The 14,870-nt window shown below is 70.0% G+C and carries 15 protein-coding genes; 4 read left to right on the top strand and 11 right to left on the bottom strand.

The window, feature by feature from the left end:
* The first annotated feature begins 280 nt into the window (after nt 1-280).
* A complete protein-coding gene (locus CKO31_RS06910; RefSeq protein ID WP_200235313.1) occupies nt 281-1,867 on the top strand; it encodes an alkaline phosphatase D family protein in 1,587 nt (528 codons plus the stop codon).
* Nucleotides 1,868-2,046: 179 nt separating this feature from the next.
* Here the strand turns inward: CKO31_RS06910 and CKO31_RS06905 are convergent, their stop codons facing one another.
* Entirely contained in the window at nt 2,047-2,604 is a 558-nt protein-coding gene (locus CKO31_RS06905) for a flavodoxin (protein WP_200235311.1), read from the bottom strand.
* A 383-nt stretch (nt 2,605-2,987) separates the two neighbouring features.
* Here CKO31_RS06905 and CKO31_RS06900 point away from each other — a divergent pair, with 383 nt between their 5' ends.
* Both CKO31_RS06900 and CKO31_RS06895 read left to right on the top strand, forming a co-directional pair.
* Nucleotides 2,988-3,146 carry a hypothetical protein gene (locus CKO31_RS06900; protein WP_200235310.1) on the top strand — a complete coding sequence of 53 codons (159 nt, stop codon included), beginning with the start codon at nt 2,988-2,990 and terminating at the stop codon, nt 3,144-3,146.
* 95 nt (nt 3,147-3,241) lie between these two features.
* Nucleotides 3,242-3,394 carry a hypothetical protein gene (locus CKO31_RS06895; protein WP_200235308.1) on the top strand — a complete coding sequence of 51 codons (153 nt, stop codon included), beginning with the start codon at nt 3,242-3,244 and terminating at the stop codon, nt 3,392-3,394.
* 53 nt (nt 3,395-3,447) lie between these two features.
* Here the strand turns inward: CKO31_RS06895 and CKO31_RS06890 are convergent, their stop codons facing one another.
* From CKO31_RS06890 to CKO31_RS06845, 10 genes are all read right to left on the bottom strand, one after another.
* Nucleotides 3,448-4,383, bottom strand: a complete 936-nt coding sequence (locus CKO31_RS06890) for an SDR family oxidoreductase (RefSeq protein ID WP_200235306.1) — start codon at nt 4,381-4,383, stop codon at nt 3,448-3,450.
* Between the two features lie 149 nt (nt 4,384-4,532).
* Nucleotides 4,533-6,704: a TonB-dependent hemoglobin/transferrin/lactoferrin family receptor gene (locus CKO31_RS06885; RefSeq protein WP_200235304.1), complete on the bottom strand. Its 2,172-nt coding sequence runs from the start codon at nt 6,702-6,704 to the stop codon at nt 4,533-4,535.
* Between the two features lie 329 nt (nt 6,705-7,033).
* Entirely contained in the window at nt 7,034-8,521 is a 1,488-nt protein-coding gene (gene hutW, locus CKO31_RS06880; RefSeq protein ID WP_200235302.1) for a heme anaerobic degradation radical SAM methyltransferase ChuW/HutW, read from the bottom strand.
* A gap of 238 nt (nt 8,522-8,759) precedes the next feature.
* Entirely contained in the window at nt 8,760-9,623 is an 864-nt protein-coding gene (locus CKO31_RS06875; RefSeq protein ID WP_322789105.1) for a heme ABC transporter ATP-binding protein, read from the bottom strand.
* Nucleotides 9,620-9,865 (bottom strand): iron chelate uptake ABC transporter family permease subunit, encoded by a 246-nt coding sequence (locus CKO31_RS06870; protein WP_438874002.1) that lies wholly within the window; start codon nt 9,863-9,865, stop codon nt 9,620-9,622. The genes CKO31_RS06875 and CKO31_RS06870 overlap by 4 nt, the downstream gene beginning before the upstream one ends.
* Before the next feature lie 77 nt (nt 9,866-9,942).
* Entirely contained in the window at nt 9,943-10,962 is a 1,020-nt protein-coding gene (locus CKO31_RS06865) for a FecCD family ABC transporter permease (RefSeq protein ID WP_200235300.1), read from the bottom strand.
* Between the two features lie 177 nt (nt 10,963-11,139).
* Nucleotides 11,140-12,063, bottom strand: coding sequence for a heme/hemin ABC transporter substrate-binding protein (locus CKO31_RS06860; RefSeq protein WP_200235298.1), 924 nt, complete (start codon nt 12,061-12,063; stop codon nt 11,140-11,142).
* Complete coding sequence (locus CKO31_RS06855) at nt 12,060-13,211, bottom strand: hemin-degrading factor (protein ID WP_200235296.1); 1,152 nt, start codon at nt 13,209-13,211, stop codon at nt 12,060-12,062. The genes CKO31_RS06860 and CKO31_RS06855 overlap by 4 nt, the downstream gene beginning before the upstream one ends.
* A complete protein-coding gene (gene hmuQ / locus CKO31_RS06850; protein ID WP_200235294.1) occupies nt 13,201-13,524 on the bottom strand; it encodes a heme-degrading protein HmuQ in 324 nt (107 codons plus the stop codon). The genes CKO31_RS06855 and hmuQ overlap by 11 nt, the downstream gene beginning before the upstream one ends.
* Nucleotides 13,525-13,560: 36 nt before the next feature.
* A complete protein-coding gene (locus tag CKO31_RS06845; protein WP_200235292.1) occupies nt 13,561-13,884 on the bottom strand; it encodes a ferrous iron transport protein A in 324 nt (107 codons plus the stop codon).
* A gap of 477 nt (nt 13,885-14,361) precedes the next feature.
* Here CKO31_RS06845 and CKO31_RS06840 point away from each other — a divergent pair.
* Nucleotides 14,362-14,870 (top strand): hypothetical protein (locus CKO31_RS06840; protein WP_200235290.1); only part of this gene is annotated, 509 nt, incomplete at its 3' end.

Raw genomic sequence — 14,870 nt, 5'->3', positions numbered from 1 at the left:
TAATCCAATCATGGGGACGGTAACCTTAATTCCAGGCAACATCATCCGAGCCGCCCCCGCGGTGACGCCCCGACTCTCCCGCCTGCGCAGGACGTGACCAACCCTGGACACCAACCCGGCGGTCGCCTCCGGCAGTGTCAGTGGCCCCGGGGCCAGCCTGAGCTCGCCCGACACAGCTGCGGCGCTTGCGGCAGGGCCCACCAGGGTGTCGCCGACATGAAGCGGACATACCGGTTCGGTATCTTGGAGCAATCTGACCGCCGCGCTTCGGAGACCCAAGATGCGCCATCGCCAAGCCTGGAGCCGACGCGACCTGCTGCGAGCATGCGCAAGCCTCCCCTTTGCCGGCGTCCCCCTTGCGGGCGCCTCCCTGAGCCTCGCCCCTGCACCCCTAACCGCCGCGCCCAGCTTCCCGCGGGACCCCTTCAGCCTCGGCGTGGCCTCGGGCTATCCGCAGCCCAACGGCATGGTGCTCTGGACCCGGCTCGCGCCGGAGCCCCTGGCCCCCGCCGGGGGCATGCCGTCCGCGCGCGTGCCGGTGCGCTGGGAGCTGGCGCAAGATCAAGGCTTTCGGCGCATCGCCGCCGCCGGCACCGCCTATGCGACGCCGCAGTGGGCGCATTCGGTGCACGTCGAGCCCTATGGGCTCGAGCCTGATCAGGAGTACTGGTACCGCTTCCACGCCGGCGGCGCCACCAGCCCGGTGGGGCGCACGCGCACCGCACCGGCCAAGGGTGCGCCGGCGGATCGGCTGCGCATCGGCGTGGGCTCCTGCCAGCACTACGCCCAGGGCTTCTACAGCGCCTACCGGCACGTGGCGGCGGACGCCCTGGATCTCTTCCTGCACCTGGGCGATTACATCTACGAGTCGGCCTGGGGCAGGAATCCGGTGCGCTCCCAGGGTGCGACGGAGCCGGTGACGCTCGGCGACTATCGCCGCCACTACGCGCTGTATAAATCGGACCCGGATTTGCAGGCGGCGCACGCCAGCTGCCCCTGGCTTGTGGTCTGGGACGACCACGAGGTGGACAACGACTATGCGGACAGCATCTCCCAGGACGACGACACGCCGGCCTGGTTCCTCGCCCGCCGCGCCGCCGCCTACCGGGCCTACTACGAGCACATGCCGCTGCCGCGGGGCATGGTCCCCTTCGGCCCGGACATGCGCATCCACACGCGTCTGGATTATGGCCGGCTCGCCCGCATCCACATGCTGGATGATCGCCAATACCGCAGCCCCCAGCCCTGCCCGAAGCCGGGCCGCGCCGGCTCCAACCTCATCACCGGCGACTGTGCCGAGCGGCTCAACCCCGAGGCCACGCTCCTCGGCGCCCGTCAGGAGCGTTGGCTCGCGGCCGGCTTGGACGGCTCGGACGCCCACTGGAACCTACTCGGCCAGCAGACCCTGATGGCCCATGCCGACGGTCGCGAGGGCGGCGGCGAGCGATACTTCTCCGATGGCTGGGACGGCTATCCGGCCGCCCGGCAGCGCCTAATGGACCTATTCGCCCAAGGCGTCTGCGCCAACCCCGTGGTGCTCGGCGGCGACGTGCACTCCTTCTGGGTCACGGACCTCAAGCAGGACTTCGCGGACGAGACCGCGCCGGCCGTCGCCAGCGAATTCGTCGGCACCTCCATCACCTCCCAGCCGCCGCCGGAAGACCGCATCCAGGCCACGCTGCGCGAGAACTCGCACATCCACTACGCCACCGGCGAGCACCGCGGCTACCTGCGGCTTACGGTGACCCCGCAGCGGCTGACCGTAGACCTGCGCGGCGTCGCCAGCGTGCGCGAGCGCGACGCGGCCTGCGAGACCGTCGCGAGCTTCATCGTCGAGGACGGCGTGCCCGGGCCGATGAGGGGCTGACGGCGTCAGAAGCCATCACATCCGCCGCTCGAGAAGCCGCTGGCAAAGGCGCCAATCGTGCGCCTGCCTGCCGTCTGCCTGTCTGCCTGCGACAAGGCCACACGCGCGACCGGCGCCGCCACCGGCTTGGCAGCGGACTCCGCAATGCCCGGGCGCGGATACGACGATGCTTCACGCGGTCAAACCATGTGCCCGGGGGTCTTCGGGGCACCGGCAGAGCCGCCGGCAAGCAAGTCGGCCCGCACGGACTCGATCCAGGCCGCGAGCCGCCGAGGCGTCTGCTCGGCCTGGGTGGCTTGGTCCAGCACCAGACCGCAGAAGGCGCCGTCGCCGAGATCGGCGCGGGAGTAGTCATAGGCATAGCCCGATGTCGGCCAAAAGCCCACGATTTGGGCGCCGCGCGCGCGAAGGTCTTCGTACAACAACCCCAGCGCATCCGCGAAGGCATCCGGATAACCGGCTTGGTCGCCGAGGCCCACCAGGGCCACCACTTTGCCGTTGAAATCCACGGTGTCGAGCTCCGGTACGAAGGCCTCCAGCGGCGCGGGGAGCCCGCCGCAGTTCGTAGTGGACGTGGCGAAGACCAGGGCGTCGTAGCCGTTCATCCGGGCCGCGTCGACATCGTCGAGGTTGTGCACCTCCGCCGCCCCTTCCGGCAAATAGTGGGCTTGAAGCTCGCGTGCCAGCTCCGCAGTGCTGCCGGTCTCCGACGCGAAAAAGATACCGATCGGGGGCATGGGCGCGCTCCTCTGGCTTGGTGTCTGCAGGCGTTTCGGCGGCTGCCCGTGCGGTGGTGGCGGGCCAGGCCTGGGCACATCCGACGGTATGCCCAATGCCAGTAGCCGGCTCGCTTTCAGCACGGCCAAAGTCGTCGCAGTCGCCGGCGAGATTCGGGCCGTCAAGTCGCACCAGGATACGCAGATTCGCCCCGACAGGCTGCCGCGCCTGTGCCGAAAGCGATGGACTCGTGCGCCAGGTCAAGGCTGACTCTCGGTGCGTGCAGCCGCAGCCGGCGCTTCGGGCAGGTGTTCGCCTCGGGGCCAAAGCGGGGCTTGACAGACCACGGTGAGCTCCGTAATCTAAACGAGAATCATTCGCGTTCTTTCAGCTGCCGCACGCCTTGAAGCAGCGCATCCGAGCACTGGTCCGCCGTGACCTGCACCACCGCTCGCCAAGGCTCGCGCAGCAGGTGGCGCGCTGCAGCGAGGGCCTGGCCTTGCGCCCATCCCTGCGCGACACGGCCGAGGAGCTTAATGCCCTCTGTCGCAGCGCCGCGTGATACGCCCGCGGCCACCACTTGGCCCGAGTTGGCTCGACCTCCGCGGTGACAACCTGATCCTCCGCCTGGACACGACGCTGCTGGATTGCGCCTAGGTGGTCCAGCGCGGCCATGAACCGGCGGCGCTGCGGGAGCTGCGCTTGTACGACGACGACGGCCGCGCCATCGCCGTGCTCGGCTCGCTGCCAACGCCAGCCGGCGGCGAGCACCCGGTCTGGGCCGCGCTGATCAATGCGCTCTTGCAGTGAGCCAGGTCGAGCGTTTCGGCATCGCCGCCTTCGCCCCAGCCTTCTTGCGGGTCTCAGCCGCCGGCGCGCAGACCTCTATCGCGGGGGGCTGTTCCCGCCGCTGCGCCGGCGATGGCGTGCAGCCCCTCCCGATAGCTCGGGTAGCGCAGCATGACCCCGAGCTCCTGCTTGATGCGATCATTGCGGATGCGGCGGCTCTCCGCGTAGAAATGCCTTGCGAAGTCGCTGAGTGCGGCGGTGTCGAAGGGCTCCGCCGGCGGCGGCTGCATGCCGAGGAGATGGGCGGCATAGACCAACACCTCATCCGCCGGGGCGGGCTCGTCGTCGCAGACGTTGTACAGATGCGGGCCGTTGCGGTCGCCACTGCAATCCCGCTCCATGGCCGCCGCCAGCACCGCGACGAGATCGTCCACGTGAATGCGGTTGAAGATTTGTCCGGGCTTGACGATGCGCCGCGCCCGCCCGGCCAAGAGCGCATCGATGGGGCTGCGGCCCTGCGGCCCGTAAATCCCGGGCAGTCGCAGCACGCTCACGGGCCGCGCGAGCTGTCCACCGAGCGCCAGCCAGTCGCGCTCGGCGGCGAGGCGCCGGCGGTTGTCGTCGGTAGCCGGGCGCGGCGGCCGGGCTTCATCGATCCAGGCGCCGCCGCAGTCGCCATAAATGCCGGTGCTGGACAACAGCCCGAGCCAGGTGAGTGTTGCGCTCAAGGCCGCGATGTTCTTGCTGTGCAGCCGCAGCACGGGGTCTGACTCGGCGTCCGGTGGCACGGCGCACAGCAGGTGCGTGGTACCGGCCAGCGCCTCGGCCGCGTCGCTCAGGGGGCTGCGGCCGTCGAACAGAAAGGTGGCAATGCCTTCGCGGCGCAGCGCGATCGCCTTGGAGGCATCGCGGCAGGTCCCGGCCACGCGCCAGCCCTTGGCTTGGGCCGCGCGGGCCAGACGCAGCCCGGTGTAGCCCAGGCCGAAGCAGAAGAGTCGCGGTTGGGTCATGGTGTCGGCTCGGGGCTTCAGGCGGCTCGGGTTCTGCCGGCGGCTACGGGCCGGGCCGGCGCCTGCCGCCGCAGTGGCACTGCCGGGTTGTTCGGGAGTAGATCACCGCAGATCGCCTCGATCCAGTTGCCGGTCTCGGAAACGCTGGACTAAAACGCATAGCGCAGGCTCGCCTTGATGTTGCGCCCCGGCGCCTTGAGCGCCGATTGGAACGGGGTGTAGTCGGCATCGAACAGGTTGTCCACACCGAGATCGATGCTGAGACCGGCGAGCTGCCCCGCGGGGCTCCAGGTCAGCCAGATATCCTGCACGTCGAAGCGCTCCGAGGGCTCGATGCCGGCCGGCACCCGGTCCTGGGCACTGACGAAGCGCCCGCGCCAGCCGAGCTCGACACCCCAGGCCGGGAAGCGCAGCCCGAGCCGGGTGATCCACTCGTCCGGGGAGACGCTCGCGAGCGGCTCGTCGGTGTTCTCGTCGTCGCCGCGGGTCTGTGCATAGGCCAGGCCCGCGAACCAGCGCGGGGCCTCGTAGACGGCACCGATCTCGAAGCCGTCGAGGCGGGCGTCGCTGACGTTGTCCGAGGTGCTGACGCCGCCGGGACCGGGGTTGCCCGGCACGGGCCGGAAGGCGACCTGAACGCGCCGCTCGATGAAGTCCGTCACGTCGTTGCGGAAGACGCTGGCGCGCAGCCGCCCGACATCCCCCGGCGTCAGCAGATCCTGCCGGAACAGCCGCAGGCCGAGCTCTTTATTGCGCGCATGCTCGGGCTTCAGATCCGGGTTCGGCACAAACAGGTTCTGACAGCCGGGCCCGCAGGTGAAGTGCACGCCGGAGACAAAGAGCTCGCTGACGCTCGGCGCGCGAAAGGCCTCGTTGTAGCTCGCCTGGAAGGACAGCCAGTCGGTGACCTTGAGGTTGGCGCCGATCTTGGGAGACCAGGCGCTGTCGTCGTTGTCCTCCAGGCCGGGTGCAGCGGCGGAGCTGGTGAAGCTGTCCCAGCGCAGACCGGGGATCAGGGTCAGCCGCTCGCCGAGCAGGATCTCGTTTTGGATATAGACGCCGGTGACCTCCGTCTTGCCGTCCGGGAAGCTCTCGCGCGGGGCGCCGTCGCGTGTGGACTCGGTTTCGTCTTCGTAGTATTCGACGCCATAGGTCAGGATCTGAAACAGGTCGTCGCCGAATGCGAAGCGGCTGGTGTTGCGCAGGTCGAAGCCGGTTGTGGTGAGCTCGGTGGCGTCGCGGCGGTCGTCGCGCTTGCGCTGCTCGGTGATGTCCGTGCGGTTGCGGTACAGCACCAGGGACGGCGCCAGGAGGTTATTGTCCGGGTCCTCGTAGTCGTAGCGCAGCAGGAAATTGTCCTGGCGGGTGGTGCGGTCCACCAGGTTGGCGCCGTCGGCGGCGGCCGGCGTCTGCGGGTTCGACGGCACCTCGCCGTCCTCGTTGAAGCCGAGGTAGCTGAAGCTCAGGCGGTTGGCGGCGTCGATGTTCCAGGTGCCCTTGGCCAGGCCGGACAGGCGCTCGAAGCCGGAGTTGGCCAGATCCTCGCCGTCGCCCTGGCGGATGTCGCCGGCCTCGCGGTAGGTCAGGTCCACCAGCCAGTCGAAGCGCTCGTCGATGCGCCCATAGGCCGCGGCGGCGCCCATCCATTGGCCGTTCACGTCCTGGTAGCCGGTCTTGACCCGGCCGCCGAAGTCCTGCCCGGGTGCCAGCAGATCGGCGGCATCCACGGTCTCCAGCGCAATCACGCCGCCGATGGCGCCGCTGCCCCACAGCGCCGAGGCCGGGCCGCGGATCACCTCCACCCGGCGCAGCAGGTCCGGCTCCACGAACAGCCGCGCATTGTGACCCCGACTGAAGTTCTGTCTCGCCCCATCGAGCAGGAACAGGATGCGGTCATCGCCGATCCCGCGGATGCTGACGGTCTGACCGACAGCGCGCGGGCCGCCGCCCACATCCACGTTCGGCAGGTCGCGCAGCACCTCGCCCACCGCCTGCGGCTGGCGCTGTCGCAGCTGCTCGCGGGTCACCACGCTGACAGACTCCGGCACCACGTCGATGTCCTGCTCGGTCTTGGTGGCGGTGACCGTGATGGCGTCGAGCTTGACGGCATCCGGTGCGGCTGTGGCGCTCTGGGCCACGGCGCTTTGCCCCAGGCAGAGCAACATGGCGGCGGACAGCAGACGCCGTGGGATGCGCGCCGCGGCATGCGTCAGCGCGCCGCGGTCCGCAGCGATCCGGCGATTGTGGCCATCCGGGATGTGGGACCACTGCGCCGACCCGGGTGCAGTGGAGCATGGGGGTGTTGGCTGCCGGCTGAGCATGTGGAGTCTCCTGTGGAGTGTCGTTGTCCACACTGCTCGCTGACACGCCGGATCCGGGTCTTGCCGGAGGGCGCCTTGGCTGGCCGTGCCTGGAAAAACAGGGGGTCTGAGCAGCACGTCCATGCGCAGGCCGCGCGACACACAGTCCATTGCCTGCGCGACAGCAAATGGCCCGATGACCGAACCTTAGGGCGCGGCCTGCGCCGCGGAAGAACGCCCATGGTGCCGCTGATCTGCGCACGGCATCCGCGGCCCTGGTCAGTGCGCCGAAGCACCGTCGTCGCGCGCCGAAGTGGCGGGGGCAGGCATGCTCGGCGCGTCGGCGCATCTCAGGCTTGCCGGTGTGTCAGGGCCTGGCTCAGCCACTGCAGCAGATTCAGCGTGAGCTGCACCTGCCAGAAGCACCCGGCCAAGGTCAGCTCCACCCAGTCGCCGTCGCGCGTCAGCAGACCCGCCTGCTGCCATTGCACAAGCAGCGGCTCGGCGAGCGCCTGCCAGTCCAGGCCGGTGTCCGCCTGCAATTGCGCGGCCACCGCCGCGGTGTTCAGGCGACCGCGCTCGAGCCCGCCCTTGATCGAATCGAAGAGTCGCCGGTGCAGGGACTGACGCATCAGCCCGGCGACCACCGGCTCGCCCGCGTCAATGCGCGCCTGGTAGGTCTCCACCGCGGCGATGTTGCGATAGCTGAAGCCCGCGTCCGGGCCGTTCATGGAGCCCCCGGCACCGGCACCGAAAGCGAGGCAGTCGGCACCGGCCTTCACCGACAGGTTGTAGAGGTTGCGCTCGCGGGTGGTGCTGCGCCAATGGGTGCAGGACAGCGCCTCCCAGCGGGCGTCGCGCAGGCGCTCGCTGCCCATGCGGTAGAAGTCGCCGAGATGCGCCGGGGGCGCGGGCACCAGCCGCCCCGCTTGCGCCGCGCGGGTGAGCGGGGTGTCGCGCACCTGCTTCAGCGCATACAGGTCGATGCCGTCCAGGCCCAGCGCGATGGCCTGGTGCAGATCGGCCTCCCAGACCGACGCGCTCTGTCCGGGCAGGCCGAAGATCAGATCGATGACGACGGCGCCACGGTCAGCGCGCAGCAGCCCGTCGAGCGCGGCGACCACCTCCCGCCGATTGCTGCGCCGCCCCATGCGCCGGCGCACTGTCTCGTCGAAGCTCTGTACGCCCAGAGACAGGCGGTTGGCGCCGGCATCGAAGGCGGCGCGGGCCTTGTCTTGGCCGAATCCGTGGATGCGCCCTTCGACGGTGATCTCGCAGTCCGGCGCCAGGGGCAGGTGCACGCGCGCCGCCTCGATGACGCGCGCGAGGTCGCCGGCGGCCAACAGCGTCGGCGTGCCGCCGCCGAAGTACAGGGCACGGATCGGCCCCTGTGCCTGCATCGGCAGGTCACGGCCGCGGCGCAGCTGCTCGATGACCCGCTCGACATAGCCCGGGCCGTCCGCCGGGTGCCAGGCGTTCTGATAGAAGCCGCAATAGAGGCAATGATTGAAGCAGAACGGGATGTGCACGTAGGCGACCGACGGGCCGCCGCGGGGTGTCTCGCAGAGCCGTTGCCAGATGCCGGCGACCGCGTCTTCGGGCACCGGCTCCAGCCCCACGAAGGGGTGGACCGCCTGGCGGCCGCGAAAGGCCACCGCCAGCGGGTCGGCCCCCGGCTCGGCAAAAAAGGCCGAGAGCGGGCGCTCGGCGGACGCCGGCCCATGCGGGTGATGCCCGCCCGTGGCCGACTGTCGGCGATGCCCGCCGCCGCTGCCGGCACTGCCGGCGAGGCGCGGGCTCAGCGTGCCGCCGGAGGCGGCGCTCGTGCTGTGGGACATGGCTCGATGGCGATCCGCGGGTGGAGAGCTTGCGTCAGCTGGATATAGCTTAATATTAATGCGAATGCTTCGCAATACTATTAAGAGCACCCACACGCTTCGATTCCATGACCTTTGCAAAGCTCGCGCAGAACCGGCTCATAACTGCCTCAGAATGCGCGCAGAATGGGCACACCACACAGGCGCCGCACTGCGCCCTGCCGGCCCCGGGCGCGGCTTGGCCGTCGCTTGTGGCCGTCTACGCCGCCCGGGGCACGATCAGCGGACAGTCCAGCTCCGGGTGCGGCAGCACGCGCACCGGCAGGCCGAAGGCGTCCTGGACCGCGTCGGGCTGGAGCACGTCGCGCGGCGTGCCCGCCAGGAGCAGCCGGCCCTGTTTCAGCACGGCAATGCGGTCGGCGTACTGCGCCGCGAGGTTCAGGTCGTGCAGGACGACGAGCACGCCCAGGCGGCGCCTCCCCGACCGGTGGACCCAACGGCGGGCGAGCGCCAGCACGCTGTGCTGATGCGCCAGGTCCAGACTCGCCGTCGGCTCGTCCAACAGCAGCCATTGCGGCTCATCATCCGGCAGCGGCTCCCACAGTTGGGCCAGCACCCGGGCCAGGTGCACACGCTGGCGCTCGCCGCCGGAGAGGGTGGTGTAACGGCGCTGTACCAGATGGTCGGCCTCGGCGGCGGCGAGGGCCTCGGCGGCGATGGTCAGGTCGGCGCTGCCCGTCCCGCGCTGGGCACCGCCATGGGGGATGCGGCCCATCAGGACGACTTCCAGCGCTGTGAACGGAAAACTCAGGGGACTCGCCTGCGGCAGCACGGCGCGGCGGCGGGCCGCGTCCAGTGGGCGCCAGCGCTCGAGGGCGCGGCCGTTCAGCAGCACCTGCCCCCGGTCAGGCGCCAGCTCCCCGGCCAGGCACTTGAGCAGGGTCGACTTGCCGGCACCGTTGGCGCCGAGCAGCACCAGCAGCTCGCCGGCGGTCAGTGTCAAAGCGACATCTTCCAACAGCGGCCGACCCTGGCGCTGCACGCCGATGCCCAGCGCGGACAGGGTCGCTGCTGACGAGCCCACTCCGCCCGGGGCCGAGTCGTTGCAGGCGCGCGCGCTCACAGCGCTGTGCGCCGCCAACGCAGTAACAGGGCCAGGAAGAAGGGGCCGCCCAGCAGCGCCGTCAAGATGCCGATGGGCAGCTCCGCCGGCGTGACCAGGGTGCGCGCCAGCAGGTCCGCCAGCAGCAGCAGCGCCCCGCCGAGGAGTGCCGAGCCCGGCAGCAGAAAGCCATGGTCCGGCCCCAGCGCCAGGCGCAGCAGGTGCGGGACCACGAGGCCGACGAAGCCGATGATGCCGCTCACGGCCACCGCCGCACCCACCGCAAGGGCGGCCAGCGCGACGATGATCCTAGAAACGGCAGTTGACCGCTTTGTCGCAGCTACAAGTGTTTGCGCAATTTGAGAATTCGTACCGACTTCAAGGTCACCTCCCGGGTGCGGGCCGCTACGACCCCCATGGCACGCCCCGCGCGGCGCCCAGCTGCGTTACAACTCGTTGGAATAGGTCGGCTATTCCGCCTCGTTGTGCCTTGCTGGACGCCCCGCGGGACGCACCCTGGGGGCCGTTCAACTACCGTTTCTAGGATGATGCGCTGCATCTGCTGCACGGCGATGCCGAGATGCCCTGCCTCCGCCTCGCCGAGCAGCAGCGCGTTCAACGTGCGCGCCAACAGCGGCAGCGCCAGCAGCGGGACGGCGATGAACAGCGCCGCGGTGCCGACGGCGGGCCAGCTGGCGCCGCCCAGGCTACCCATGCTCCAAAAGGTGAGGGTGCGCAGCTGCTGGTCGTCCGCCAGGTAGGTGAGCAGGCCCGTGCCGGCGCCGCACAGGGCGTTGATGGCGATGCCGGCGAGCAGCAGCGTGGTCACCGAGGTGCGCCCGTCGCTGCTGGCCAGCCGGTACACCAGCAAGGTGGTCGTCAGCCCACCGGCGAAGGCGGCGATGGGCAGGCTGAAGGGACCGAGGGCGTCGGTGACCACGGCGAGCCCGGTGCCGCCGAGCACGATGACCGACACCGCCGCCAGCGCGGCTCCGGCGGAGACGCCGATCAGGCCCGGGTCCGCCAGCGGGTTGCGAAAGAGCCCCTGCATGGCCGCCCCGGCCACGGCCAGCCCGGCGCCGACCAGGAGTCCAAGCAGGGTGCGTGGCAGCCGGATGGAGAGGATCACGGCCTCGTGCTGCGGCGGGACCTCACCGGCGGGCAGCCCGGCGAAGCCGGCCAGCACCCGCAGCACGTCGCCCAGCGGAATGTTGACAGGGCCGATGGCGATGGACAGCAGTGCGACGGCGCAGACCAGCGACACCAGCAGCAGGAGACTCAGGCGCTGGCGCTGATGCCGGCGCAGGAGCTGGCGCAGGCTATGGCCGCCTGCGGGGAGAGGAATGGCCGTGCTGTGCATAAGCTGGATCTTTGCCGTCGCAACGCATTGGAGGGGATGGGATTGATGAACGGCCGTGCCGGGCAAGGATGGATCACCCTGGCAAACAACTTGCTTCTCGGCCGCGGTGGATGCCCTTCGCTGAGCCCCTCAAGCGCCGCCACGTCCTGGTTGTGCTTGCGCCCTTCCCGAGCGGGATCAGGGCGCTGCGGGGGCGAGTCCGGCGGCCTGAGTGTCTGTCGGGACCTCGTCGTCTTCGAGTGTGCCCAGGTGGCGCGCCAGCGTTGCCGCCGCCTCCCCCAGGCGCGGCCCGAAGGCGAGCAGCAGCGGGCCGTCCATGCTCACCACCCGACCGGCGTCGCCGGCCGGCGTCGCGGCCAGCGCGGCACGGGTCAACAGCCCGTCCTTGCCGCCCAGGCCCTCCAGGTTGCGCTCGGTGACCAGAATCACTTCGGGCGCCGCGGCCAGGGCCGCCTCGGCGCTTAGCGGCTTGTACCCCTCGAAGGCGTCGTGCAGGACGTTCTCGCCGCCGGCGAGCCGGATCACGGTGTCGGCGGCGGTGCTGCGACCGGCGGCGAGGTCGTTGCCGCCGCCGACATGGAGCAGAAACAGCACCCGCGGCCTGCGCGCCGCCTCGGCGGTGGCCGCCTCCACGGCCCCCAGGCGGCGGTCGATGCGGGCGCGCAGCCGCTCGGCCGCGGCCTCGGCGTCCCGCAGCTCGGCGACGGCGTCGATCTTCCGGTGCAGGCCCGCCACCGTGGGGGTGTCCGGGATGCTGCGGATGGGCACGCCGGCGCGCGTCACCTGCTCCAGGACCTCGGGTGGGCCGGCGTCATCGGTGGCCAACACCACCTCCGGCGACAGACTGAGCAAGCCTTCGGCCGACAGGGCGCGCTTGTAGCCCACCTTGGGCAGCGCCTCGGCGGCGGCCGGATACAGGCTGGTGGTATCCACGCCCACCAGTCGGTCGGCGGCGCCGAGGGCGTAGACGATCTCGGTCAGGGCCCCGTCCACGGAGATGATCCGCTGCGGCGGCGCGGCCGGGGTATCCTCCGCGGTGAGGGTCGCCGCCAGCAGCGCGAGGCCGGCGGCCGATGCGGCGGCGAGGCGTGCCCGGCTCATGCCTGCCCCCTGATGAAAGCCTCGGCCCCGGTTGCAACACTCAGCAGCTCCCGCCACTGGGGTGATTCGCTCGCTTGGCCTTTGCGCTTGCCGAAGCATTGGACCAACAGCTCGCCGGCCTCGTCGTAGCACTCCAGGCTGGTGATGACACCCTGCTGCGTCGGCTTGCGTACCAGCCAGGCATCGGTCACCGCCGGCTGCCATAGGTGCAGGTTGAAGCCGGGATCCAGGACGTTGAGCCACTGCCCGACCGTCTCCAGGCGCTCCACCGGTCCGGTGTGGATCTGCAGGCATCCGGGGTTGCCGACGAAGACCATGATCTCCAGACCGCTGTCTCGCGCCAGCGCCAGTACGGCGCGGCAGCTGTCGGTATCGGTACGCTGGGCGAGCTCCGCGCCCGCCAGCCGCAGCGCCTGCCGCCGCTCTACCCTGTACTTGCGCAGCAGGCCGAAGAAGTCATGCGTGTTGGACATGCCGCGCCAGCCCGCGCGCAGACCCTCGATATCGATCTCCGCAGCCGGCCGGGGCGGTACCGGCGGCTCGGGCGGGAGGATGGTCATGGGCGCGGGCTCAGCAGCCCGCTGCTTGTCCGCGAGCGCCGACCAGGCAGCGCCGTCGGTGCCCTCGACGCGATAGATCTTGTGCACGGCAACCCCATGCGCATCGAAGAATTGCAGGCTCTCGCGCAGGCCCGAGCGCGTCTCCTCGCGCACAGCAAAGCCGAACGCCCAGTGCCGCAGGAAGAGCCGCAGATCCACGTCCGCGCCCACCACCTGGCCCATGCGGTGCTCAGGGTAGATGTCCACGGCCTCCACGGGGCCGGTCTTTTCGATCACCACGCCGTGATTGCGCGTCAGCGCCATGACCGGGCCCACGTCCCGTAACCCCTGAACGATGCCGCCCCAGTCGGGGTCGAGCTGCCGGCTCGCGGGATTGGCCGCCACCAGCTCCGCCTCGGTGACGCCCAGACGGGCGGCACCGTCGCGCGCCCGCAGCATCTGGTGCGTCTCCCGCAGCGCCTGCCAACGCTGCCACAGGGCCTTGGTGTCGGCCTCGCTGACGGCGTCGGCGGCGCGGGCCTGACCGGCCGGGGCCGCACCGATGGCAGCGGCTGTCTCGCCGGCCTTGATCCGGGTATCAGTCTGCATGGGCGGTCTCCTCCAGCACGACATCGAAGCCCTCGAAAACCGGCGCCCCGGCATAAGTGCCCTGCGGCGCCTTGGCTTGCGCATGCGCCTTGTGGAAGGCCTCGGACTGGCGCCAGGCGTCGAAATGCTCCCGGGACGCCCACCGGGTATGGGAGGCGTAAAGGCGGCATGCCCCGTCCTCCGGCCCGCGCAACAGTCGGAAGCTGAGAAAGCCCGGCACTTGGTCGAGCTGCGACTCGCGGTCGCGCCACATCTGCTCGAAATCGGCTTCGAAGCCTTGGTTCATACGGAAGCGGTTCATGGCGATGAACATACGCAGCAGACTCCTGATGTCAGTGGGATGGCGAAATCAGCGGGAGCCCCACCGGCGGGCGGTGCACGCTTGCGCAGCGTCGGCATCCACCGCGGCATGCTCCGCGGCCGTTGTGGCTGCGGCATCACTGCGCCGGACGCGTATGCGCCGCGCCAAGCGCTCCGGCAGATGAACACGTCGGGTGCCGACCGCGACGATGAGATCGCCATAGTCGCCTCGCTGCTCGACCAGCAGCGTCTGGTCGATGCCGATGCCCAGCAGGTCCAGGCGGTGCTGCGCCCAAGGACTGGTGACGGCCTCGATGCAGGCGCTGTCTCCAACAGCGGAGGCCGTCAACAACTGGTTGCGGGGTGTGGTCATGGGCACCTCTACGCCGAGCGAGTATACTGAACAATAACGCTGGCACGAATGCGACTCACTTGCAATTGATAAAATCCCGCTCTGTTCTCGGGTCTTGTCTGAATCGTCGGCCGCCGCCCCAGCCGCAGGGCAGGTTGTGATCCGCACCCACCCTCCACCTAGATTGCCAATGCGAGTAATTCGTATTCTGTTTAGCGTTACTTTTACGCTGCCAGCCTAGGCGACAGCAAGACGGTGACTCCCCGACCGCATCCGCCCTGTGCTGCTCCTGTTGCTCCCCGGGTTGCTGCCCGGGTTGCTCTCCCGCCTGCTGCACAGCGTGCTCCAGATGCCCAGCCTGCCCTCACCCAATCTGCCCTAACCAAGCCGTGCCCGATGCACACTCTGAAGCCTACCCGCCCGCTGACACACCTCCGGCACTGCGCCGTCCGCTGCCGCGCGCTCGCCTGCGGCTTGGCAGTGGCGAGCGTTGCGCTGGTGCCGACAATGCCGGCGGCGGCGAGCACTGCGGGCAAAGATGAGCCGTCCGACGCCATCGAGATCGAGCTGAACAAGCTCGAGCCCGCCGCGGACGCCTGCCGCCCGTATCTGGTGTTCCATAACCGGGGGACGACGGCGCTCGACGCCCTGACCCTGGAGCTGGTGCTGTTCGACGCCGACGGCTTCATCCTGCGGCACTTCACGCTCGATGCCGCGCCGCTCGCCGCGGGCAAGACCAGCGTCAAGCTGTTCGAGATCCCGGGCGTCGCCTGCAACGCCATCGGCCGCATCCTGCTCAACCAGGTCACCGCCTGCGCCGGTGCCGACGGCGCGCTGGACGATTGCCAGCAGCGCATCCGCGCCGCCTCGCGGCTGCCGGCAGCAATTCTAAATTTGCCGCCCTGGCGCAGCGGCGCGGCCAGTAGGCGGCGGCGTCGCGGGCTCCAGGGCCTCGTGCATGAAGTCGAGGAGCTGCTCCCAGGAGTCGAACGGCCAGTACAGCGTCA

Source organism: Thiohalocapsa halophila, assembly GCF_016583825.1.
Taxonomy (GTDB): Bacteria; Pseudomonadota; Gammaproteobacteria; order Chromatiales; family Chromatiaceae; genus Thiohalocapsa; species Thiohalocapsa halophila.
Note: the sequence above shows the minus strand (reverse complement) of the source record. Positions and strands in the feature narration are given on the sequence as shown.